At 68.6% G+C, this 20,997-nt stretch carries 20 protein-coding genes; 10 read left to right on the top strand and 10 right to left on the bottom strand.

Annotated features, from left to right (window positions below):
- Positions 1-167 precede the first annotated feature (167 nt).
- Both CSW62_RS08880 and CSW62_RS08875 read right to left on the bottom strand, forming a co-directional pair.
- Positions 168-797: a TetR/AcrR family transcriptional regulator gene (locus tag CSW62_RS08880; RefSeq protein WP_099576950.1), complete on the bottom strand. Its 630-nt coding sequence runs from the start codon at positions 795-797 to the stop codon at positions 168-170.
- A gap of 59 nt (positions 798-856) precedes the next feature.
- Entirely contained in the window at positions 857-1,954 is a 1,098-nt protein-coding gene (locus CSW62_RS08875) for an MBL fold metallo-hydrolase (protein WP_099576947.1), read from the bottom strand.
- 89 nt (positions 1,955-2,043) lie between these two features.
- On the opposite strand from CSW62_RS08875, the gene CSW62_RS08870 reads away from it, so the two are divergent.
- Together CSW62_RS08870 and CSW62_RS08865 are read left to right on the top strand one after the other, a co-directional pair.
- Positions 2,044-2,964, top strand: coding sequence for a haloalkane dehalogenase (locus tag CSW62_RS08870; RefSeq protein WP_099576945.1), 921 nt, complete (start codon positions 2,044-2,046; stop codon positions 2,962-2,964).
- Positions 2,961-3,377 (top strand): DUF1330 domain-containing protein, encoded by a 417-nt coding sequence (locus tag CSW62_RS08865; RefSeq protein ID WP_099576943.1) that lies wholly within the window; start codon positions 2,961-2,963, stop codon positions 3,375-3,377. Before CSW62_RS08870 ends, CSW62_RS08865 begins: the two co-directional genes overlap by 4 nt.
- A gap of 70 nt (positions 3,378-3,447) precedes the next feature.
- Here the strand turns inward: CSW62_RS08865 and CSW62_RS08860 are convergent, their stop codons facing one another.
- Together CSW62_RS08860 and CSW62_RS08855 are read right to left on the bottom strand one after the other, a co-directional pair.
- Positions 3,448-4,458 (bottom strand): formylglycine-generating enzyme family protein, encoded by a 1,011-nt coding sequence (locus CSW62_RS08860; RefSeq protein WP_099576941.1) that lies wholly within the window; start codon positions 4,456-4,458, stop codon positions 3,448-3,450.
- The gene (locus CSW62_RS08855) at positions 4,446-6,098 is read right to left on the bottom strand and encodes a sulfatase-like hydrolase/transferase (protein WP_099576939.1); all 1,653 of its coding nucleotides are present in this window, start codon (positions 6,096-6,098) and stop codon (positions 4,446-4,448) included. The genes CSW62_RS08860 and CSW62_RS08855 overlap by 13 nt, the downstream gene beginning before the upstream one ends.
- Before the next feature lie 91 nt (positions 6,099-6,189).
- On the opposite strand from CSW62_RS08855, the gene CSW62_RS26565 reads away from it, so the two are divergent.
- Complete coding sequence (locus tag CSW62_RS26565) at positions 6,190-7,530, top strand: DsbA family protein (RefSeq protein ID WP_199170551.1); 1,341 nt, start codon at positions 6,190-6,192, stop codon at positions 7,528-7,530.
- Here CSW62_RS26565 and CSW62_RS08845 read toward each other — a convergent pair.
- The 3 genes from CSW62_RS08845 to CSW62_RS08835 are packed head-to-tail and all read right to left on the bottom strand — an operon-like array spanning position 7,503 to position 10,551.
- Positions 7,503-8,867 (bottom strand): peptidase M20, encoded by a 1,365-nt coding sequence (locus tag CSW62_RS08845; protein ID WP_099576937.1) that lies wholly within the window; start codon positions 8,865-8,867, stop codon positions 7,503-7,505. The two genes, CSW62_RS26565 and CSW62_RS08845, sit on opposite strands and share 28 nt — an antisense overlap.
- A complete protein-coding gene (locus CSW62_RS08840) occupies positions 8,867-9,490 on the bottom strand; it encodes a cysteine hydrolase family protein (RefSeq protein WP_099576935.1) in 624 nt (207 codons plus the stop codon). Before CSW62_RS08840 ends, CSW62_RS08845 begins: the two co-directional genes overlap by 1 nt.
- Entirely contained in the window at positions 9,487-10,551 is a 1,065-nt protein-coding gene (locus CSW62_RS08835; RefSeq protein ID WP_099582221.1) for an LLM class flavin-dependent oxidoreductase, read from the bottom strand. Before CSW62_RS08835 ends, CSW62_RS08840 begins: the two co-directional genes overlap by 4 nt.
- A 153-nt stretch (positions 10,552-10,704) precedes the next feature.
- Between CSW62_RS08835 and lptC the strand changes: the two genes are divergently transcribed.
- The 7 genes from lptC to spt all read left to right on the top strand — a co-directional run bounded on the left by lptC (position 10,705) and on the right by spt (position 18,007).
- Positions 10,705-11,337 carry an LPS export ABC transporter periplasmic protein LptC gene (lptC, locus tag CSW62_RS08830; protein ID WP_099576933.1) on the top strand — a complete coding sequence of 211 codons (633 nt, stop codon included), beginning with the start codon at positions 10,705-10,707 and terminating at the stop codon, positions 11,335-11,337.
- Between the two features lies 1 nt (position 11,338).
- On the top strand, positions 11,339-12,463 hold the full coding sequence (locus tag CSW62_RS08825; protein ID WP_099576931.1) for a glycerophosphotransferase: 1,125 nt from the start codon (positions 11,339-11,341) through the stop codon (positions 12,461-12,463).
- Positions 12,460-13,842: a lipopolysaccharide biosynthesis protein gene (locus CSW62_RS08820; RefSeq protein ID WP_099576928.1), complete on the top strand. Its 1,383-nt coding sequence runs from the start codon at positions 12,460-12,462 to the stop codon at positions 13,840-13,842. Before CSW62_RS08825 ends, CSW62_RS08820 begins: the two co-directional genes overlap by 4 nt.
- Entirely contained in the window at positions 13,805-15,523 is a 1,719-nt protein-coding gene (locus CSW62_RS08815; protein ID WP_099576926.1) for a fatty acyl-AMP ligase, read from the top strand. The genes CSW62_RS08820 and CSW62_RS08815 overlap by 38 nt, the downstream gene beginning before the upstream one ends.
- Positions 15,498-16,460 (top strand): ceramide reductase, encoded by a 963-nt coding sequence (gene cerR, locus CSW62_RS08810; protein WP_199170713.1) that lies wholly within the window; start codon positions 15,498-15,500, stop codon positions 16,458-16,460. The genes CSW62_RS08815 and cerR overlap by 26 nt, the downstream gene beginning before the upstream one ends.
- A 77-nt stretch (positions 16,461-16,537) precedes the next feature.
- Positions 16,538-16,789 (top strand): acyl carrier protein, encoded by a 252-nt coding sequence (locus CSW62_RS08805; RefSeq protein ID WP_013079816.1) that lies wholly within the window; start codon positions 16,538-16,540, stop codon positions 16,787-16,789.
- A 3-nt stretch (positions 16,790-16,792) separates the two neighbouring features.
- Positions 16,793-18,007, top strand: coding sequence for a serine palmitoyltransferase (gene spt, locus CSW62_RS08800; protein WP_099576922.1), 1,215 nt, complete (start codon positions 16,793-16,795; stop codon positions 18,005-18,007).
- Between the two features lie 60 nt (positions 18,008-18,067).
- Here the strand turns inward: spt and CSW62_RS08795 are convergent, their stop codons facing one another.
- The 3 genes from CSW62_RS08795 to CSW62_RS08785 are packed head-to-tail and all read right to left on the bottom strand — an operon-like array spanning position 18,068 to position 20,984.
- The gene (locus CSW62_RS08795; protein WP_099576920.1) at positions 18,068-18,949 is read right to left on the bottom strand and encodes a hypothetical protein; all 882 of its coding nucleotides are present in this window, start codon (positions 18,947-18,949) and stop codon (positions 18,068-18,070) included.
- Entirely contained in the window at positions 18,946-19,938 is a 993-nt protein-coding gene (locus CSW62_RS08790; RefSeq protein WP_369827442.1) for a diacylglycerol kinase family protein, read from the bottom strand. Before CSW62_RS08790 ends, CSW62_RS08795 begins: the two co-directional genes overlap by 4 nt.
- Positions 19,857-20,984, bottom strand: a complete 1,128-nt coding sequence (locus CSW62_RS08785) for a CDP-alcohol phosphatidyltransferase family protein (protein ID WP_099576916.1) — start codon at positions 20,982-20,984, stop codon at positions 19,857-19,859. The genes CSW62_RS08790 and CSW62_RS08785 overlap by 82 nt, the downstream gene beginning before the upstream one ends.
- Positions 20,985-20,997: the final 13 nt, after the last annotated feature.

Below are 20,997 nucleotides of genomic sequence, written 5' to 3'. Positions count from 1 at the left end.
GAACGTGAAGGCTCAGACGACACAAATTTTTGACGACAGGCTTGGGGGTAAGCGCCCGCCGCGACGTCAACCAAACGGAGGACGCCAGCTCGCCCCTTACGGCTGGCGTACCTGCCGGTCGGGGAATTGAGCAGCCTCGACCGGCGCTTCCTCCCCCCACCCAGATCTCAGTCCTTGACCGGCGCGTCCAGCAGCCCGGCCAGAACGACCTGCAGCACCTCGGTGGCGCGCTTGGGCGACAGGTCCTGGTCGCGGCGCAGCCGGTTCCAGGCGTCGAAGCTCAACAGCAGGTCCATGGCCTCGAACCGGATCCGGTCCTTGGCCAGCTCGGCCGGCAACTGGGCGCGCAGGATCTCGCGCGAGATCTCCACCATCTTGGCGTTATCGACGGCCAGGGACGGCGACTGGTGGCGGTGGACCTCGGAGGCGCGCTTGAACGGGGCGATCTTCTCGTAGGCCCAGCCGCGGCGCTCGACCAGCTCCAGCACCCGCTCGCGCCAGCTCTCGCCCTTGAACGGCGTGTGGACCAGAGCCATCAGCTCGGTGGTGATCACCGCCGACATCTCGCTATACAGGCTGTCCAGGTCCTTGAAGTGGCGGAAGACCGTGCGAAGGCCGACCTCGGCGCGGGCGGCGACCAGTTCTGCCGACGGCGAGACGCCGCCTTCGCGCACCAGCTCCAGCATGGCCTGAACGATGCGGGCGCGGCTGTCCTGCGAGCGCCTGCGGCGACCATCGATCGCGACTTCGGGCGCGGCGTCGACTCCCGGACGAAGATTGCGCGCGGCTGAACTCACGGCCCTGGGCACTCCCACCTATCGCCCTTGCTTAGACCCCTGGCGCGCCGACGACCACCTCAAAGCTTCAGCAAGTCGAGCCTGTTGGACCATTTGATCTCGGTGGAGCCGGCCGGCAAGCTGGCGAAGTCGCCGTCGCGGCCCACCTTCATCGGCCCGCCGAAGATCGCCCGCGAGCGACCCAGGAACGGCCCCTCCAGCGCCCGGACCGGCAGCGGCGGGATGATGTGGTAGAACAGCACTTCCCTCACCCCTGCCGTCTTGGCCTCGCTGGCCACCGTCTCCGGCGCGGTGTGATAGTCCAGAATGTCGTGGAAGATGTGGGCGTAGTTCGTGCGCCCGGCCTTCTTCGCCACGTCCGCCTGGATCGCCACCAGGTTCGGCGACAGGCCTTCGTGGACCAGCAGATCGACGCCCTTGGCCGCCTTGACCAAACGTTCGGACGGCCCGGTGTCGCCGCTGATCACGGCCGTGCGGCCCTTGTATTCGAAGCGATAGGCGACGGCCGGATGGACCGGGTCGTGTTTGACCGGGAAGGCCCAGACCTTCAGGCCCGGCTTTTCCAGCACCAGCACGTCGGGACCGTTCGGATCGGCGGTGAAGACGTGCGTGACCGCGCCGAAGCCCGAGGGCGGCATGACGGCTTCGCCGTGGTGGGCGGTGCGGTAGCCGCGATCCAGGGTGTAGGCGTCCTGGAAGCCCTTCACCACCTGGTCCAGGCCCGGCGGTCCGTAGATCGGCAGCGGCGCGTGCGCGGCCCCGCCGCCCCAGCGCTGCAGCATCAGCTCGCCCAGGTCGGCGATATGGTCGGAATGATAGTGGGTGACGAACGCCGCGCTCAGGCGGGGCGGCGGCAGGTTCATCAGCAGCATGTTGCGGGTCGAGCCCGAGCCGGAGTCGACGACGAACAGGTCCTTGCCCGCCACGACCGCCACGCACGGTCCCGCCCGCGTCGGATCCGGCATCGGCGCGCCCGAACCACAGAGGCCCACGTGCAGGCCGTCCGGCAGCTCGGCCAGCGGATCGGTCGCCAGGGCCGTCTCATAGAGCTTGCGCATGCCCGCCTCGGCAAGCTGCGCCCGGAACAGCCACGCCCCACCCAAGGCGATGGCGACCACGCCCGCCACGGCGCCCAACCCGATCCAGACCTTGCGCATATGTTCCTCCCAGAACTTGACCCAGTAGCGCCATAATGGCACTCATAGTGTCAATAGAAATCCGCCAAGCGGTGTCGAGGGAGAACGAAATGGACGTGTTGCGCACGCCGGACGAACGGTTCGAGGGCCTGGCCGACTGGCCTTATCTTCCCCACTACACGGCGGTGGCGGACGCCGACGGAACCGCCCTGCGCATCCACCATGTCGACGAAGGCCCCAAGGATCAGCGGCCGATCCTGCTGATGCACGGCGAGCCCTCATGGGCCTATCTGTATCGCAAGGTCATCGCCGACCTGTCGGCGCGCGGCCGTCGGGCGATCGCGCCGGATCTGGTCGGCTTCGGCCGTTCGGACAAGCCCGCCAAGCGCTCCGACTACACGTACGAGCGGCACGTAGCCTGGATGAGCGAGTGGCTGGTCCGCAACGACCTCAAGGACATCGTCCTGTTCTGCCAGGACTGGGGCGGCCTGATCGGCCTGCGCTTGGTGGCGGCGTTCCCGGAGCGCTTCTCGGCCGTGGTCGTCTCCAACACCGGCCTTCCGGTCGGCTCGGGCAAGAGCGAGGGCTTCGAAGCCTGGCTGAACTTCAGCCAGAACGTTCCGGAACTGCCCATCGGCTTCATCCTGAACGGCGGCACGGCGCGCGACCTCTCCGACGCCGAGCGCGCGGCCTATGAAGCTCCCTTCCCCGACGAGACCTACAAGGAAGGCGCGCGGATCTTTCCGGCCCTGGTGCCGATCACGCCCGAGCACGCCTCGGTGGCCGAGAACAAGGCCGCCTGGGCGGTGCTGGAGACGTTCGACAAGCCGTTCATCACCGCCTTCAGCGACGCCGACGCGATCACCCGTGGTGGCGAAGCGGTGTTCCAGTCCCGCGTGCCGGGCGCCAGGACCGCTGCTCACACGACGCTGAAAGGCGGCCACTTCGTGCAGGAAGACAGCCCCGGCGAAATCGCGGCCCTGCTCGATGGCCTCGTCGCCAGCCTGACGCAAAAGGAGATCGCCGAATGAACGTCGTCAATCAGGTCTTTCCCTCGCCCGAGCAGTTCCAAGAGTTCTTCGGCGCTCCCGAGGACGGGCCGTTCGTGATGGTCAACCTGCTGAAGTTCCACGACAAGGCCCAGTACGAGGACGGCTCCGAACCGGACCTAAGCGGTCGCGAAGCCTATAACCGTTACGGCGTAGAGGTCGCCAAGCTGGTCAGGGAACTCGGCGGTCAGATCCGCTACAGCGGCCCGGTCACCGGCCTGATGATCGGCGAGGTCGAGGAGATGTGGGATGCGGTCGCCCTGGCCGAATACCCGTCCCTGGCCGCCTTCCAGAAGATGGCCCTGTCTCCGGAAATGCACGCCATAGAACACCACCGCAAGGCGGGCCTGGCCGGACAGCTGAACATCCGCACCAAGCCGGCCCCCGGCATCTAGAGCAGCTAACTTGTCATCCCGGAAGCAGAGGCTGTCCGGGATGACAAGGAATTAGATCCGACCTCAAACCCTACGGCGCGCGGTACACCGTCCTGAAACCGACGTGCGAGGCCCCGCCGTCGGGCGGTCCGGGCGTGCGGGCCGCCGGGCGGTAGCGGAAGCAGTAGTCGTCGGCGCACAGGAACGAGCCGCCCTTGACCACGTGCTTGGGCGTGTTCGGCTCGCTGGGGTCGAGGGCGCGGATCTCCGGCGGACCGCCGGATTCGATGACGCTGGCGACCTCCAGGCCGGGCTTGAACCAGTCCTTGGTCCACTCCCAGACATTGCCGGCCATGTCCACGAGGCCATAGCCGTTGGGCGGATAGCAGCCGACCGGCGCGGCCTGCGCCTTGTAGCCGTCGCTGCCCAGATCCTGGACCGGGAAGACGCCCTGCCAGGTGTTGGCGCGCGGATGCTGCGGGTCCGCCGGCTGGTCGCCCCAGGCGTAGCGCTTGCCGATGAGCCCGCCCCGCGCGGCGTATTCCCACTCGGCCTCGGTCGGCAGGTCGCGACCCAGCCACTTGGCGTAGGCCATGGCGTCCTCCCAGCCGATATGGACCACCGGCCAGGCCTCGCGACCCCGGATGTTCGAGCGCGGACCGTCCGGATGCCGCCAGTCGGCGCCCGGGATCACCCGCCACCATTGCGAGGGATCGTCCGACCTCGCCCCCTTCGCCCCCACGAAGACGAGCGAGGCCGGACGCCGCTGCGCCGCCGACAGCTGGGCGTAGCGCGCGGGGTCGAGCGGTCGTTCGGCCAGGGTGCGGTAGCCCGTGGCAGCGACGAACCGCGCGAAGGCGGCGTTGGTGACTTCCGTGCGGTCGATCCAGAACGGCGCGACCTTCACGGCCTGCGGAGGCCCCTCCTCCGGCCGCAGCGGCGCCGCGCCCATGGAGAACTCGCCACCCGCGATGCGGACCATGCCGGCCGTGCGATGCGCGGGATCGGCGATGGGCAGATCCGTCAGGCAGGCCTTCGGCGCCGGCTTGCATGCCGCCAGCGCCAGGACCGCGACAACGGAAAGCGCCCTCAGTTGTCCCAATAGACGTACTCGTCGCTGGCCTTGGCCTTCTGACCGCCCGGATGGTCGATATAGAAGGCGCCGGAGATCAGCGAGGGCCAGGCGGGCTTGACCATCTGGCTGTCCAGCTGGGCCAGGATCGCCTGCATCTCCTTGAGCTTCTCCGGTCGTGTCTTGGCAAGGTCGCGGCGCTCCGTCGGGTCGGTGTTGAGATCGAACAGCCAGGCCTTGTTCGGCTCCTGCGCCACCTGCAGCTTCCAGCCGCCGGCCATCACCGTCTTGTAGCGGCCCGAGCGCCAGTACATGGCCTTGTGCGGGTCGCCGCTGGCCTTGCCCTTCACGAACGGCACGAGGTCGACGCCGTCGATCACGCGGTCTTTCGGCGGGGTCGCGCCGGCCGCGCCAGCCGCTGTGGCGAAGATGTCCACGTGGCCGACAGGACTGCGATAGACCGCGCCCGCCGGCAATTGGCCCGGCCAGCGCAGGAGGAACGGCACGTGGATGCCGCCCTCGAAGAAGGTCGCCTTCCAGCCGCGATACGGCCGGTTGATGTCGGGCAGGCCGATATAGTTGGCCCCGCCGTTGTCGGAGGTGAAGATCACCAGGGTGTTGTCGTCCAGCCCCTTGTCCTTCAGCGCCTGCAGCACCCGGCCGACATTGCGGTCCAGGTTGCGGACCATGGCGCCATAGACGCGCAGGCGGTGATCCTTGATCTGCGGCAGGGCGTCGTAGTCGGCCTTGGGCGCCTGTAGCGGCGTGTGGACGGCGTTGTAGGCCAGGTACATAAAGAACGGCCGATTCCGGTTGGCGTCGATCGACTTGATCGCCTCATCCGTCAGGTAGTCGGTCATGTAGGTCGAAGGGTTGAACATCGTCGAGCCGTTGTACTGCACGGCGAACGGCAGAGCGCCCCACAGGAACTTGTCGATCGGATCCCAATCCTGGCGCGACTCCTCGACCGACGGGTCGCCGACGGGCGCGAACAGCGAGGCGCCGGCCATGAAGCCCAGGCTCTCGTCGAAGCCCTGGTCTTCGGGCCGCGAGCCCTTGGCGCCGCCCAGGTGCCACTTGCCCAGATGGACGGTGTGATAGCCGCGGGTCTTCAGGGCTTCGGCGATGGTGATCTCGGTCGAGGGCACGGCCTCGGTATTGTCGTCCTTGGGCGTGTTCTTCACCTCGTCCTTGTTGAAGTGCGAGGGGTGCAGCGGGTCGCCCTGATGGCCGCCGACGACGCGTGAGAAGGCCACCGGCGTGGGCGTGAACTCAAAGCCGAAACGGGTGGCGTAGCGGCCGGTCATGATCGCCGCGCGTGATGGGGCGCAGGTGGCGTTGCCGCTGTAGCCGTTGGCGAAGGTGACGCCCTGGTGGGCGATCGAGTCGATCGCCGGGGTCGGCACGGCCCCGCCGGCGACGCCGCCGCCGTTCAAGGTGATGTCGTTGTAACCCAGGTCGTCGGCCAGGATGAACACCACGTTCGGGGGCCGCTGCCCGGCCGGCGTCGCGACCGGGCCTTGCGCCCAGGTCACCGCGTGGTTGGCCTCGATCTTCGGCTGCTTGGCGCGGGCGAGCATGATGATCAGGTCGAAGCGGAAATGCCAGGCCGCCGCGCCGGCCGCGACCAGCACCACGACGATCCCCGTGAACAGCTTCCAGGCCTTCATGCGCGCCTCCCTCTTATCGTTCACCGGAGCATATATTGACATTCATCGTGCCGCTAGATGTCATGCACCCGACTGTTGGGAGGCCGTCACCATGTCCCTGCGCACCCACATCATGCGAAGCGTGACCACCGTCCTGACCAGCCCGGCGCGCCGCCGGATGGCCCGCGACCTGGCCGCCGTCTCCGCCCGACTCCGCGGCGAGCGCCCGACCGTCCGCTATTTTCACCAGGCCGACGATCCCTATTCGCACCTGGCGGTGCAGATGCTGCCGCGCCTGCGCGCCCGCTACGGCGTGGAGATCGATCCCTATCTGGTCCCGCCGCCCGAGGACTCCGCAGCCCCGGACCGCGAGCGCCTGCGCGCGTACGGCCTGCGCGACGCCGCCCGCCTGGCCCAGGCCAGAGGCGTCGGCTTCCCCGCCAACGCCCAGTTGCCCTCGGACGAGGATGTGCGCCGCCTGCAGGTGGTGCTGGCCGACGCGATCGAGCGCGGACGGTTCGAGGAGCTCGCCTCGGCGGCCGGCGCGGCGCTGTGGTCGGGCGACACCAAGACCCTGGCCGGCATGGCCGCCTGGACCAGCGGCCAGGACCCGGACCTCTGCGACGACCTGCTGACCTTCAGCCGGCAGCGGCGCGCGCGGTTGGGCCACTATCTGGGCGGTATGTTCCACTTCGAGGGCGAATGGTTCTGGGGCGTCGATCGCCTGGGCCATCTGGAGGCCCGCCTCGCGGCGCGCGGCCTGGACCGCGAGCCCGGAACCCCGCGGCTGGCTCCGGCCCAGGAGCCGACCCTGCTGGCGGCGCCCGACGCGTCCACGGCGACGATCGAGGTCTGGTTCTCGTTCCGCAGTCCGTACTCCTGGCTGGTCCTACCGCGTATCCGCCAACTGGCCCGAGCCCATGGCGCGACGCTGCAACTGCGGCCGATCCTGCCGATGGTCATGCGGGGACTGGCCGTGCCCCAGGTGAAGACCGTGTATATCGCCCTGGACTGCAAGCGCGAGGCCGAGCGCCTGGGGCTGCCGTTCGGCAAGATCGTCGATCCCGTGGGGGCCGGGGCCGAGCGAGCCTTGGCGGTGCTGCACCACGCGATCGACCTGGGCCTGGGCGAAGAATTCGCCGAGTCGGGCCTGAAGGCCGCCTTCGCCGACGGCCTGGCCTTGGCCGAGGATGGCGGTCTCTACGCCGCCGCCCGCCGCGCCGGCCTCACCGACGCCCAGACCGCTGCGGCCCTTGCCGACGACAGCTGGCGCGACCGCGTCGAGGCCAACCGCGCCGCGCTGCTGGACGCCGGCCTTTGGGGCGCGCCGACCTTCCGGGTCCGGGGTCACGCGGCGCACTGGGGCCAGGACCGGTTGTGGATGCTGGAGGACGACCTCCGCGCGGCGACGACGCCGACGAAGGCTTATGCGCCGAACGGATTGTCCGGATAGACCGCCGCGCCCTTCGCGGCCTCGCCCTGCTCCGCGCGCCCGCAGATCTCCAGCGCCGTCAGGGCGTAGATCAGGGCGCTGTCGGCCAGATCCTTCGGCGTCGGCCGCCAGCGCTTCGGCCCCGTGGTGATGGCTGGCACGCGGTGCATGTTGAAGACGTTGTGGTCGCGCCACATGCTGGAATAGACCGGATTGGCGCGGGCGGCCGGCTGGCCAAGGCCCAGGCGCGTAGCGGCGTCCACCGCGTCGATCAGGGGCGCGACCTCGGCGTTGTCGGCCTCGAAGCCGTGGCGCACCACGACCGGCTCGACCTCGACCCGCCCCACGCCCGCCGCACGAACCATGGCCTCCAGGGCATGCTGGACGTCGGCGGCCTTCTGGCGCGGGTTGAGGCCGACCTCCAGGTAGAGGCTGACGACCTCAGTCCCGTCGCCGAACTGGAACGGCACGCCGCCCCGGATGGCGCACAGCTGGACCTTGGGCTCGGCGATCCCACCCGCGCTCTCGTAGCGGCTGGCGGCTTCCCAGTCGCGGGTCCAGGCGTGGAGAGCGTCGGTCAGCTTGCCGACCCGGTAGATCGGATTGGGATGGTCGCCGGCGCGATCGGGATGGCGCAGCAGCGGCGTGAAAGTCCCTTCTCCCCAAAGCCTTAGCCGGAACACCGCATAGCCGCAGCCGACGCTGGTCCAGCCGAAGTCGCAGCCCTCGGCGGCGATGGCGTAGTCGGGCGCGACGCCGCCGTGGTGGAACAGGTAATGGGCGCCGATGTCCTTGCCGAGAAACCCGATCCCGCGATGCTCCTCGATCGGCTCCGGTCCGATCTCGCCGGGACAGGCGGTCAAGTACATCTTGCCCGCCAGACCATAGCCGGCGGTCTTCAGCGCCTTGGCCGCGATCAGGAAGCAGCTCATCGGTCCGCGATCACTGGCGATCGGGTAGCCGCGCAGCACGCCATCCTCCAGCCAGCAGCGCTCCCACTCCGGGTCAGCCAGGGTGGTGGGGCTATATTTGTGGACGTCGAGGTCGGGGTCGCGCGTCGGACTCTCGGTGTCGAGGTGGGCGGTGAACAGCAGGTTCTTGCCAAACCCTTTTGTGTTTTGGCCAAGCCCGCCATAGGTCCCGATGACGTTGAAGCGATCCTCGGTCGCCCCGACCTTGCGCGGCGAAAAGCCTTCGCGGGCCATCCAGTCGTGGACGAACTGTCCGGCCTCGCGTTCCTGGCCCGAGCGGCTGGGGATGTTGCCAAGCGTCAGGGCCAGCTCGGTCAGCTCGTCGGTGTCGATGGCGGCGGCGATGGCCTCGCGGTCGCCCCCCGTGATCGCTTGGGGCGTGGCCATCAGACGCTCCAGGCGGCGGCGACGCTGGCGGAGTCGGTCAGGATCGCGGTGTTCAGGTCCAGCATCTTCAGCGCCCCGGCATGCAGGTCGGGCTCGTAGGCCGCGCAGGCGTCGGCCGCGACGAACACGTGGTAATCGAGGTTGAAGGCGTCCTTGGCCGTGTCGGCGACACAGCACTCCGTGGTTAGGCCGGCGATGACCAGGGTATCGACATCCAGCGTCTTGAGCCGCGCATCGATCTCGGTGTCCCAGAATGGGCTGTAACGGGTCTTGCGGAAGATAGGTTCGCCCGGCTGGGGCTGAGGTCCGACGAAGGCGCTGCCCGGTGCGCCGGCCCGGCAGGGCGCGGGGCTGGCTTCGGGATCGTTGCCGCGCCGGCGCATCCGCTCGTCCCAGACATCCGAGTCGGTTTCGGGCGTGGTAAACAGGCCCACGAACACCACCGGGACGTCCGCCGCCCGCGCGGCCTCGGCCAGGCGCTGGGCCGCCGCCAAGGCCGCCGGCACGGTCGAAAGGTCCAGCCCCCACTGACCGCTGAGCCCTTCGGGCGAGGCGAAGTCGACCTGCATGTCGACGATCAGCAACGCCGTGCGTCCGGGTGCGATCCAATGCTCGAGGTTCATGCGAAGGCCGTCCGCAGGCTGGGCAGGATCTCGGAGCCGAACATCGCCAGGCCTTCCGCATAGTCGGGGAAGATGAGCATCAGTCCGTCCAATTCGCACTCGGTCATGAAGCTTTCGACTTGCTCGCGACAGGTGGCGGGCGAGCCGATCAGGGTCTCGGTCATGAACGCTCCCTGCTTATGGGCCGCGGCCTGCAGCTTGTCGGCCGGCACGCCCCAACTGGCCAGCATCGAGAGGATCGCCCCCATGTCCGCGCCCTCGGCGTAGCGCCGGGCCAGGGCTTCGGCGGCAGCGTCGCTCTCGGCGTGGATGATCGTGCACATGGCGTAGGTGCGAACCGTCTTCCCCAACTCGACGGCCAAGGCCTTGGCGCGACGCGAGGCGTCCAGGAGCTCGGCGCGGGAGCGTCCGCCAATGAAGCAGGCGTCGGCGTGGCGCACCGAAAACTGGAAGCCCCGGTCGGACATGCCCGCGCAGATCAGCTCCGGGCGCGGCTTTGACAACGGCTTGGGCTTGGACTGACAGTCCCGCATCGTGAAATGCTGGCCGGCGAAGTCGACGCTGTCCTCAAGCCACAGGCGCTTGACGATCGTCGTCCACTCCTCGGCCAGGGCGTAGCGGTCGTCGTGGGACAGCGAATCGTCCCAGGCGCTCATCTGGTCGAACTCGGCCTTGTAGGCCCCCGCGACGATGTTCAGCCCGGCCCTGCCGCCGCTGATATGGTCGAGCGTGGCGATCATCTTGGCCGCGACCGCCGGATTTTGCAGCAGCGGATGGACCGTGGCCCAGATGCGGACATTCGTCGTCGCCTCGGCGATGGCGGCCATCAGGGCCACCGACTCAAGCGAGGTCGCCCAGTGGTCGGTCTCGCCGCCGAAGCCGCGGAACTTGCCCATCGACATCACGAAATCCAGCCCTGCCTGGTCGGCGGCCACGGCGGCGGCGCGGTTCTGGGCGTAAAGGCCGTCGAGTACGGGCGTGGTCTTGGAGACGATCCAGCCGCCGTTGGCTACCGGCAGGAAGACGCCGAAATCCTTGTGGTGCGAGGGGCGCTGGAACATGCGGCGGATAATCACGCGCTTCGCCTCGCCGAACAACCGCACTTGACGTCGGGTCCTTCGACGCCATCTCCACGCGACTTCCCTGCGCCAGGACCCCACGCCGGAAAACAAAGGTCTTGGGCGAATGACAACGTGGGACTATCCATTCCCCAAATGCTCACCCAGACCGATGGCGTTTCCGCCGTCCCTCCCACCGAAAGCGCGGCTGAACGCGCCCGCAACCGCCGCCGCAAGCCGGTCCGGCGGCTGCGTTTCGCCCTGGCCGCGTTCGCGGTCAGCGTCGGCGTCGCCGTGGTCGCCCAGGCCGCGTGGAACAGCTTCGTCTCGAACAAGCTGCAGACCCAGGCCGCCGCCTCGCCGCTGGTGCTGGACAAGCCGCGCTTCACCGGCGTGCTCAAGGACGGCCGGCCGTTCCTGATCACGGCGACGAGCGCCGAGCGCGATCCCAAGGACCAGAACCTGGTGCGCCTGGTCTCGCCTGTCCTGGTGCGCGGCTACGGCCAGCCCAACGCCAGCCAGGCGGTGGCCAAGACCGGCCTTTATCGCGAGGCCGAGAACACCCTGCTGCTGACCGACGAGGTCAAGATCACCAGCGCCGAGGGCTATGACTTCGACGCCCCGCGCGCCCTGATCAACATGAAGACGGGCGAGGTCAGCGGCGACGCCGGCATCGCGGGCAGCGGCCCCAAGGGCAGCACGCAGGCCAACGCCTATAGCGTCACCGACAAGGGCGACCGGGTGAAGCTGCAGGGCCGCGTCCATACCCGGCTGGAGCGTCAGCGCTGACGTGGCCGCCGCCAAACGCGTCTGCTTTCTCTACATCGCGCAACACCACCAGGTCTGGCACAGCCTGTCGGTGGCCGTCGCCATGGCCAGACGCTGGCCGGCCATCAAGGTCGAGATCGCCGCGACCACGCCGGAGCTGCTCGACTACGTCTCCGGCCTGGTCGCCGAGCTGGGCGGCGCCGCGATCGAGCTCGTTTTGCTGCCGCCGGCCTGGCTGCGCCGACTCAGCAACGGCGCGCCGCCCAAGGCGCCGATGCTGATCGCCAACGCCCGACGCCTGGCGCGCTACGATGCGGTGATCACGCCTGAGCGCACCACAGCCCTGCTCCGACGCCTGGGCGTGCGCCATCCGCTGCTGGTCTACACTCAGCATGGCGCCGGCGACCGCGAAGGGCCGTTCGAACCGCGCCTGAAGGTCTTCGATCTGGTCATGGCCGCCGGCCGGAAGCAGCGTGACCGCATGCTGCAGGAGGGCTGGGTCACCGAAGACACCTGCGCCATGGTCGGCTATCCGAAGTTCGACCTGGTCGACGACCTGCCCCAGCGCGCGATCCCCCGGTTCGACCATCCCGGTCCGGTCGTGCTGTACAATCCCCACTTCCACGCCACGCTCGGCTCCTGGCCCAAGTGGGGCAAGCAGGTGCTGGAGTTCTTCGCGGCCAACGACCGCTACAACCTGATCTTCGCCCCGCACATCCGCCTGTTCGAGACCGCCTCGACCGAGGAGCGCGCCGCGTTCAAGGCCTTCGCCGAGCATCCGCGCATCCATGTCGACCTGGGCGGCCCGGCGGCGGCGGACATGACCTACACCAAGGCGGCAGACCTCTATCTGGGCGACGTCTCCAGCCAGATCTACGAGTTTCTGCGCACGCCCAAGCCGTGCCTGTTCCTCAACAGCAGCGACGCCTCCTGGTGCGGCGACCCCAGTTTCCACCATTGGCTCTATGGCCCCGTGCTGGCGAACATCGCCCGGCTGGGCGAGGCGCTCGACGAGGCCTTCGCCACCCACGACCACTACCGCGAAGCCCAGGTCTGGGGGATCGAGGAAACCTTCGACGTCAGCAACGTCCCCGCCTCGGTGCGCGCCGCCCGCGCCATTGTCGACAAGCTGGAGCGCGCCGCATGACGGACGCTCCCGCCGCTCCCCCTCCCAGCCCGCTGAAGCATGTGCTGGGCAACGCCGGCCAGCTGCTGAGCGGCCGTATCGTCAACGCGGTCGTCGGCCTGGCCTATATCGCCCTCACCGCCCGCAGCCTGGGCAAGGAGGCGATGGGCGTCGTGGTGCTGATCAACGCCTTCGCCCAGTTCCTGGGCGAGGTGGCGCACTTTCAGTCCTGGCAGACCCTGATCACCTACGGGACGACGCCGGCCCTGGAGAACGATCGACCCAAGTTCCACCAGGTGCTGCGCCTGTCGCTGCTGCTGGACGGGATCAGCGGCGTGCTGGGCGTGGTCCTCGGCGTGCTGGGCGCATGGTTCTTCTGGCGCGAGCTGGCCTGGCCGGCGGGCATGAGCGGCTATGGCGCGCTCTACGCTCTGTCGATCGGGGTGATGACCTCGGCCACGGGCGTGGGGCTGCTGCGCCTGTTCGACCGCTTCCGCTACCTGGCGGGCCAGCAGGCGGTCAGTTCGTTCGTCCGGATGATCGGCTGCGCGATCTGCGCCCTGGCCGGCGCCGAGATCCAGTGGTTCCTGGCGGCCTGGGCGGCCGGCACCTTCGTCTCGTTCTTCTACATCGCCGCCATCGCGGCCTGGGACCTCAACAAGCGCGGCCTGCTGAAGGGGTTCACGCTGATGGGCCCGACCAGCCAAGGCCTGCCGGGCGTCTGGCGCTTCGCCATGGCCACCAACTTCTCCAGCACCATCGACGTCGGCTTCACCCATGTGCTGACCCTGGTGGTCGGCGCCATGCTGGGTCCGGTGCAGGCCGCCTACTGGCGGATCGGCAAGCAGGTCGCCGACGGCATGGCCAAGCCCGCGCGCCTGATGGTGCCGGCCCTCTATCCCGAACTGGCCAAGATGCGCAGCCAGGGCGGCCAGCAGGCCATGACCAAGCTGGCCATGCAGATCGGCCTGATCGGCGGCGGCGCGGCCGCCGCCTTGCTGCTGGTCAGCCTGGTGGCCGGCAAGTGGATACTGGAGGTCGTGATGGGCAAGGCGTTCGGCGCGGCCGCCGGCGTGATGAACTGGCAGGTGGCCGCCGCAGCCATCGCTATCCTTTCGCTGCCCCTGGAGCCTATGCTGGTCTCCATGCGCGCCGCCGGCGCGGCCTTGGCCGTGCGCCTGGTGGTCGTTATCGCTTATCTCGCGGCCCTCGGACCGCTGATCAAGACCTTCGGCCTGACCGGCGCGGGCGCCGCCCTGGTTGCGTCCGCTTTGGCAATGGCCGTGGGCATGTATTTCATGGCGCGTCACAGGCTCGCCCGACTCGCGACGGAGGAAGGCTCCGCGCGCACCGACAAAGACGATGAAAGACTATCCTATGATCACCCCCACGGCGTCTGAGCGTACTGTCCGGTTCGCCGACTTCCCGACCCTGACCCAGGCCCTCGATTTCGCCGCGACCGGCGAGACCGGGGTCAACCTGTATTCGCTGCGCGGCGAACTGGTCGAGGCCCTTCCCTACGCCAAGCTGCGCGAGGACGCCGTCGTCCTGGCCCGTCGCCTGCTGGCCACGGGCGCCAAGGTCGGCGACAGCGTGGCCCTGCTGGCCGAGACCGACGCCGACTTCGTGCGCGCCTTCTTCGCCTGCCAGTACGCGGGCCTGCTGCCCGCGCCGATGGCCCTGCCGACGCCCCTGGGCGGCCGGGAGGCCTATATCGAGCAGATCAAGAACCTGGCCCAGTCGGCCAAGGCCAAGATCCTGATCGGCCCGAAAGGCCTGAAGGACTGGGCGGCCGAGATCGGCGAACGCGCCGGGCTGGACTTCGCTGGCGTCCTGGACGACCTGCCGGAAGACGGCGGGGCGGATCTGCCGACCATCACGCCGGAAGACCCCTGCTATCTGCAGTTCTCGTCGGGCAGCACCCGCACCCCGACGGGCGTTCTGGTGCGCCACAAGGCTCTGATGGCCAACTGCAAGGCGATCACCTACGACGGCCTTCAGGTGACGGCGTCTGACCGCGCGATCTCCTGGCTGCCGCTCTATCACGACATGGGCCTGATCGGCTTCCTGCTGAGCCCTCTGTCCTGCCAGATGTCTGTCGACCTGCTGCCCACCGGCGCCTTCGTGCGCCGTCCGCTGCTGTGGATCGACCTGATCGGCCGCAACAAGGCGACGATCGCCTACAGCCCGACCTTCGGCTACGAGCTGTGCGCCCGCCGCGTGCAGGGCCAGCCGCTGGACGCCTACGACCTCAGCCACTGGCGCAGCGCCGGTCTGGGCGGCGACATGATCCGCATGCCGCCGCTGAAGGCCTTCGTCGAGGCCTTCGAGCCCGCCGGCTTCTCGCCCAAGGCGTTCGTGGCCAGCTATGGCATGGCCGAGGCGACCCTGGCCCTCTCCATGGCTCCGCTGGGCAAGGGCCTGCGGGCCGAAACCCTGGATGTCGAGCGCCTGGAGCGTGACAACCTGGCCGTCGACGCGCCGGAGGGCTCCGAACGCGCCCGCGCCTTCGCCCGCTGCGGCCCGGCCCTGCCCGACCACTTCCTGGAGGTCCGCGACGAGAGCGGCGCGGTCCTGCCCGAGCGCGGCGTCGGTCGCATCTTCGCCAAGGGTCCCTCGGTGATGAGCGGCTACTTCGCCAATCCGGACGAGACCGCGCGCGTGCTCTCGGCCGATGGCTGGCTGGACACCGGCGACATCGGCTTCAAGATCGAGGGCGAGATCGTCATTACCGGTCGCGCCAAGGACCTGATCATCCTCAACGGCCGTAACATCTGGCCGCAGGACCTGGAATGGACCGCCGATCACGAGATCGACGGCCTGCGTAGCGGCGACGTCTGCGCGTTCTCGATCCCAGCCGAGCCGGAAGACCAGATCGTGGTTCTTGTCCAGGCGCGCGGCGGCGACGCCGATACTCGCGTCGCCCTTGTCGAGCAGGTCGCCACCCTGCTGCGCACCCGTCACGGGGTCGAGGCCAAGGTCAAGCTGGTCGGCGCCCACGCCCTGCCCCAGACCTCGTCGGGCAAGCTGAGCCGCTCGAAGGCCAAGACCGCCTATCTGGCCGGCGCCTACGGTGACTAAAGCCGTCGTCGCGGTCACCGGCGCCACGGGCTTTCTGGGCCGTCATCTGGTCCGCGCTCTGGCCCAGGACGGATGGACGCCCCGCGTGCTCGTGCGCCGCGACCCGATCCATCCGCTGTGGCGCGATATCGACCTCGAGGTCGTCGTCGGCGATCTGAAGACCCCTGGCGCGCTGGACCGCCTGTGCCGGGGCGCGGACGTCGTCATCCACGTCGCGGGCCTGATCAAGGCCGCTTCGCTGGACAGCTTCAACGTCGTCAATCGCGACGGGGCCCGCGCCGCCGCCAAGGCCGCTCAAGCCGCAGGCGCGCGGTTCATCCTCGTCTCCAGCCTGGCCGCGCGCGAGCCGCAACTCTCGAACTACGCCGCCAGCAAGCGCGCGGGCGAGGACGCGGTGCGGGAAATCAGCCCCAGCGCCCTCATCGTTCGGCCGCCGGCCATCTACGGTCCGGGCGACACCGAAACCCTGGGACTGTTCAAGATCGCGGCCCAAAGCCCGGTCCTGCCGGTGCTGTCGCCAGACTCGCGGATCGCCATGATCCACGTCCAGGACGCCGCGGCCAAGCTCGTCGCCTTCTGCCGCCGGCCCGTTTCGGGCCTCGTAGAACTCTCGGATGTGCGGCGCGACGGTTACACTTGGTCAGAAATCATGACCGCCGCGGGTCAGGTGATGAACCGAGGTCCCCGACTGGTCAGGTTGCCCGATAACGCGCTGCGGCTGGCTGGAATCCTAGCGGATGCTTGGTCTTTCGCCTCAAACAACCCCTCGGTGTTCGGTTTAGGCAAAGCTAGGGAGTTGCTTCACAACGATTGGTCCCTATCTAGCGCTCCGATGGCGGAGGGAGTACCCAGCGTGTTCGGCCTGATCGACGGCTTCTTGCACACCGTCGATTGGTATCGAGAACAGGGGTGGTTACCCAAAAACGTCGCCGCCTAGTTCAAATAGGGCGGAAATCTGACAGACTCGCCGTTACAGTAGTGTCACGGGTGGGGCTCCCGGAGGTTTGGTTTAGAATGGAAACGGTTACGGATCTCAGCTTGCGCGAGATCGGGGTGGCGGCGAGCAAGGTTCTGGGACGGCCCGTTGAGGTTCGTGCAGAGTCGCATATCGGCCGCGACCTCGCCGTGGATTCCCTGGCCCTGATGAACATCATCATGGAGCTCGAAGACACCTTCGACATCTCCATTCCTCTTGATCGCCTGGCCTCCGTCGAGACCGCTGGCGATCTTTCCAAACTGATCAACGATCTCCGGACTAGGGCTTAACTAATGGGGCTATTCGATAAGCACCTGGCCTATCGCGATGCGTACAAGGCCATCCAGAGCGCCGGCGCCGACCCGTTCAAGGTTCGCTTCGACGCCGTGACGTCGCCGACCGAGGGGGTCGTCGAGGGGCGTCCGACGATCCTGCTGGGCACCAACAACTATCTGGGCCTGACCTTCGACGAGGAGGCGATCGCCGCGTCGGTCAAAGCTGTGCAGGAACGCGGCACGGGCACCACCGGTTCCCGCATCGCCAACGGTTCGTTCGAGGCGCACGTCGAGCTCGAGCAGGAACTGGCCAAGTTCTACGGCCGCAAGCACGCCATGGTCTTCACGACCGGCTATCAGGCCAATCTAGGTGTGCTGTCGACCCTGGTCGGCCGCGGCGACCACCTGATCCTCGACGCCGACAGCCATGCCTCGATCTACGACGGCTCGCGTCTGGGCCACGCCGAGGTCATCCGCTTCCGCCACAACGACCCCGAGGATCTGGCCAAGCGCCTGCGCCGCCTGGGCGATGCGCCGGGCGAGCGCCTGATCGTGGTCGAGGGCGTCTATTCGATGATCGGCGACGTCGCGCCGCTGAAGGAAATCGCCGCCGTGAAGCGCGAGCTGGGCGGCTACCTGCTGGTCGACGAAGCCCACTCGATGGGCGTCCTGGGCGCCACCGGTCGCGGCCTGGCCGAAGCGGCCGGCGTGGAAGAGGATGTCGACTTCATCGTCGGCACCTTCTCCAAGAGCCTGGGCGCCATCGGCGGCTTCTGCGTCTCGGACATGGACGACTTCGACGTCATGCGCGTCGTCTGCCGTCCCTACATGTTCACCGCCTCGCTGCCGCCGGCCGTAGTCGCCTCGACCATCACCGCCCTGCGTCGCATGATCGAGCAGCCCGAGCTGCGCGACCGCCTGAACCACAACGCCAAGCGCCTTTACGACGGCCTGACCGCGATGGGCTTCCACACCGGCCCGACGGCCAGCCCGGTGGTCGCCACGACCATCCCGGACCAGGAACGCGCCATCGCCATGTGGAACGGCCTGCTGCAGGCCGGCGTCTACCTGAACCTGGCCCTGCCGCCCGCCACGCCGGACAGCCGTCCGCTGCTGCGCGCCAGCGTCAGCGCCGCGCACACCGACGAGCAGATCGACGCCGTCCTCAGCGCCTTCGCCGAAATCGGCGCGGCCCTGGGCGTCATCGAGCCCCTGAAGCGCGCTCGCGCCTAAGATTGCCGCATCGCTGAACGAAGGCGCCCGGGCTCGAGCCCGGGCGTTTTTGTTTGCGGCCTAGGTCGCCCGACGACGGCTCTTCCAGACCCGCAGCAACACCCCCGGCGCGGCCAGGATCGGATGGCGCTCACGCCACGGCGTGATCTCGACGGCGACGCCGGTGTGGCGCTCGATCTTCCAGGCGGCGTAGCGGGCCGCGCCCTGGAAGGTGAAGGAGGCCTTCATCAGCCGCGCGACGTTCAGCGGCTTGCCCAGCAGCTTGCGCGGCCGCCAAGCCCGGCGCACGCCGATCCGCTCGGCCTCGCCCATCGCCCTCCCCTCGTCATGCCATACGGCTTCCATGACGTGGTCGTAGCGTCGAGGGTCGAAGGTCAGGATCGAGACCTCGCGGCCAGCCTTCTCGACCCGCAGCTCGGCCTTATAGGTCTCGCGAAACAGCGCGGTCCAAAGCGCGTTCGGCGTCGCGCCAACAGGGCCGAGGGCCTGAGCGAAGCGGGCGGCCGTGCGGCAGGCGTCGGTCACGGCGTCGACCACCGCCTCGCGGGCGTCCTGTGCGGCCCAGATCAGCGCGCAAGGCTGCACGAACCGGGCCCAGATGGTGGTGTCCACCCCTGCCCCGCTAGCGGCGTGCTGGAACTGCGCCAGGGTCATGGACGCGACCTTGGCCCGCAGGACCTGCCCCTCGTGTTCCAGCTCGTGGTAGCTGACATCCGGCCACAGGATGCGCGTGAAAAACCCCCGCCAGCCGGCCGGCGGCCGCTCGGTCAGGACGTAGTAGTCGAGCACGCCAGACAGGTCACCCGTCCTCAGGATCGAGCCGTAGAACAGCACCGCCTGGGCGCTGGGAAAGAGCGTCGTCAGGTGCTCGGCGAAGGCGGTGATCGGCGCGGGGGTCGGCGTGGACAGCTCGGCCGCGACGAGGTCGCGAAGGCTGCTCATCCGACGAGGAATCGCAAGGACGGCCCCAGGCCGATGGTCAGGTCGCCGCCCTCATAGACTTCGCCGTCCAGCACGAACGGCGCGCCGCCGGCCAAGGCGATATGGCGCGGGTTGCGACGGCGATAGCCCAAGCCTTCCAGGGCCGGCTCGGCCCTGCCGCTCAGCACCATCGGCAGCGCCTTCAGCAGGCGGCGCGGCGGCGCGTCGACGTCCAGCAGCTTGAAGCCCTCGCGCGGCGGGCCGAAGGGCTTAAGACCGAACGGCAGGCGCTTCAGCGCCGTCGCCACGATGGCGAAGCGTTCGTCGCCGGGCTGGTCTTGGCCGTCGATGGCCAGCCTGGCCGTCACGCCTTCGCGCCACTCGTCCTTGGCCCCGCCGAACAGCGCGCCCCCGGCCGCGGTCAGGATGGTCACGGCGACGGCCAGGTTATGGAAAAAGCCGACCTTGTGGGCCTTTTGGGCCAGGTTCGTGGCCTTCACCATGGCCCCGACGCCGAAGAAGAAGCCTTGCAGGCACGGCCGACCGTCGGCCCAGCTGACCCGCAGCGGCGGCCGCTCCTTGATGCGCGGATCGGCCTGGCGGGCGGCGATCAGAACCTCTTCGAGCCGCCAGTCATTGGGCGCGCCGAGGTCGATGGCCAGAACGTTGGTCTTGCCCGACGGCAACACGGCCAGCAGGGGCAGGTTCTCGCCGAAGGTGTGCGGCAGCAGGCTGATGACGTCGCGCACCGTGCCGTCGCCGCCGTCGATGATCAGCAGGTCCAGGCCCTCGCGGGCGAAGGCCTCGAGATCGGCTCTCAGGGCGTCGCGGCCAAGGGGCTCGACCAGCCGCACGCCCGCGGGCGGCGGACCGGGCGGATGCTCCCGATTGCCGTGGCTCTTTGGATTGCGAACAACCCCGATGCGCGTCATTTCGACAGCCAAGACTGGATTGAGCCCCTCGGTGCGGCCAGACCCTGTAGAATCTGGACGGCGTGCACGATCAAGCACACCGCGGTCCAGATAGCCACCAAGGTGAAGCCGATGTCCGGCCGGCCCACCAGGGCGCAGGCCGTCAAGAGGATCAGGTTCGGGTTCCGGCGCGCCGTGATCAGACGGAAGAAGCTGTCGAACGGCCGCCAAGCGTGCACTTCCAGCTTGAAGAGGGCCAGGAAGATCCCCTCCTCCACGCGCTGCAGAACATAGCCGGCGATGACGATAGCCAGGCTCAGGCCCGCGTACGGGATCTCCTGGCCGACCGCGTAGACGCCGACGAACCAGGCCCACCACCAGAACGGCGGGTGCAGCAGGTCGATGCCATGGTCGAAGACATTGCCCCACTTGGACGAGGTCAGCGTCACACGGGCCAGCTTGCCGTCGACCGTGTCGAGGAAGGTCATGATCCAGGCGCAGACCAGGCCCCAGCCGAAGTGGCCGGTCCAGAACAGGTACATGGCCGTCAGCACGAGCAGGAAGCCGATGCCGGTCACCTGGTTCGGCGTCATCTTCGCCAGGGCGCACCAGCGGGTGACGACCCGGGCCGGCGCGGGCCAGACATACTTGGTGACGAGGTCGGTGACGCCCTTGTACGACCCCTGGAACAGGCGTTTTTCGACGGCGCGCACGGTCTCCGGCGTCAGCCGCTCCAGCACCGGCGGCTCGCGCTTGCGCAGGGCGCTGTTATAGGCCGAGCCCAGCTCCAGCGCGGTCAGGCGCGTCAGACGCGGATCCAGGCCAGAGGGATCCTGCCCCGCCGCCAGCGCTTCGCTGGCCGCGTAGCCCAGCTCGGCCGGCGCATGGACGGCCACCGCGCGACCGGAGTCATCGACCAGCACCGCGCCCTCGCGGCCCGCCAGAGCCTTGATCAGCGACTCGTCGAACACCCAGCCGGCGTCGACCGCCACCACGGCGTTCGACAGGTCGACGGCAGGCGTCTCGACTAGGCCCAGGCGACGATAGATGCGCGACAGGCGCTCGCGCGAGGTCATGCCCCAGATGCGCGCGCCGCTCTCGCCAACGCTCAGAGCCCGAGGTCCCGCAGGCGCGGGGTTTTGCATTTCACCAGCCAAA

Source organism: Caulobacter sp. FWC2, from assembly GCF_002742625.1.
Classification (GTDB): Bacteria; Pseudomonadota; Alphaproteobacteria; order Caulobacterales; family Caulobacteraceae; genus Caulobacter.
Note: the sequence above shows the minus strand (reverse complement) of the source record. Positions and strands in the feature narration are given on the sequence as shown.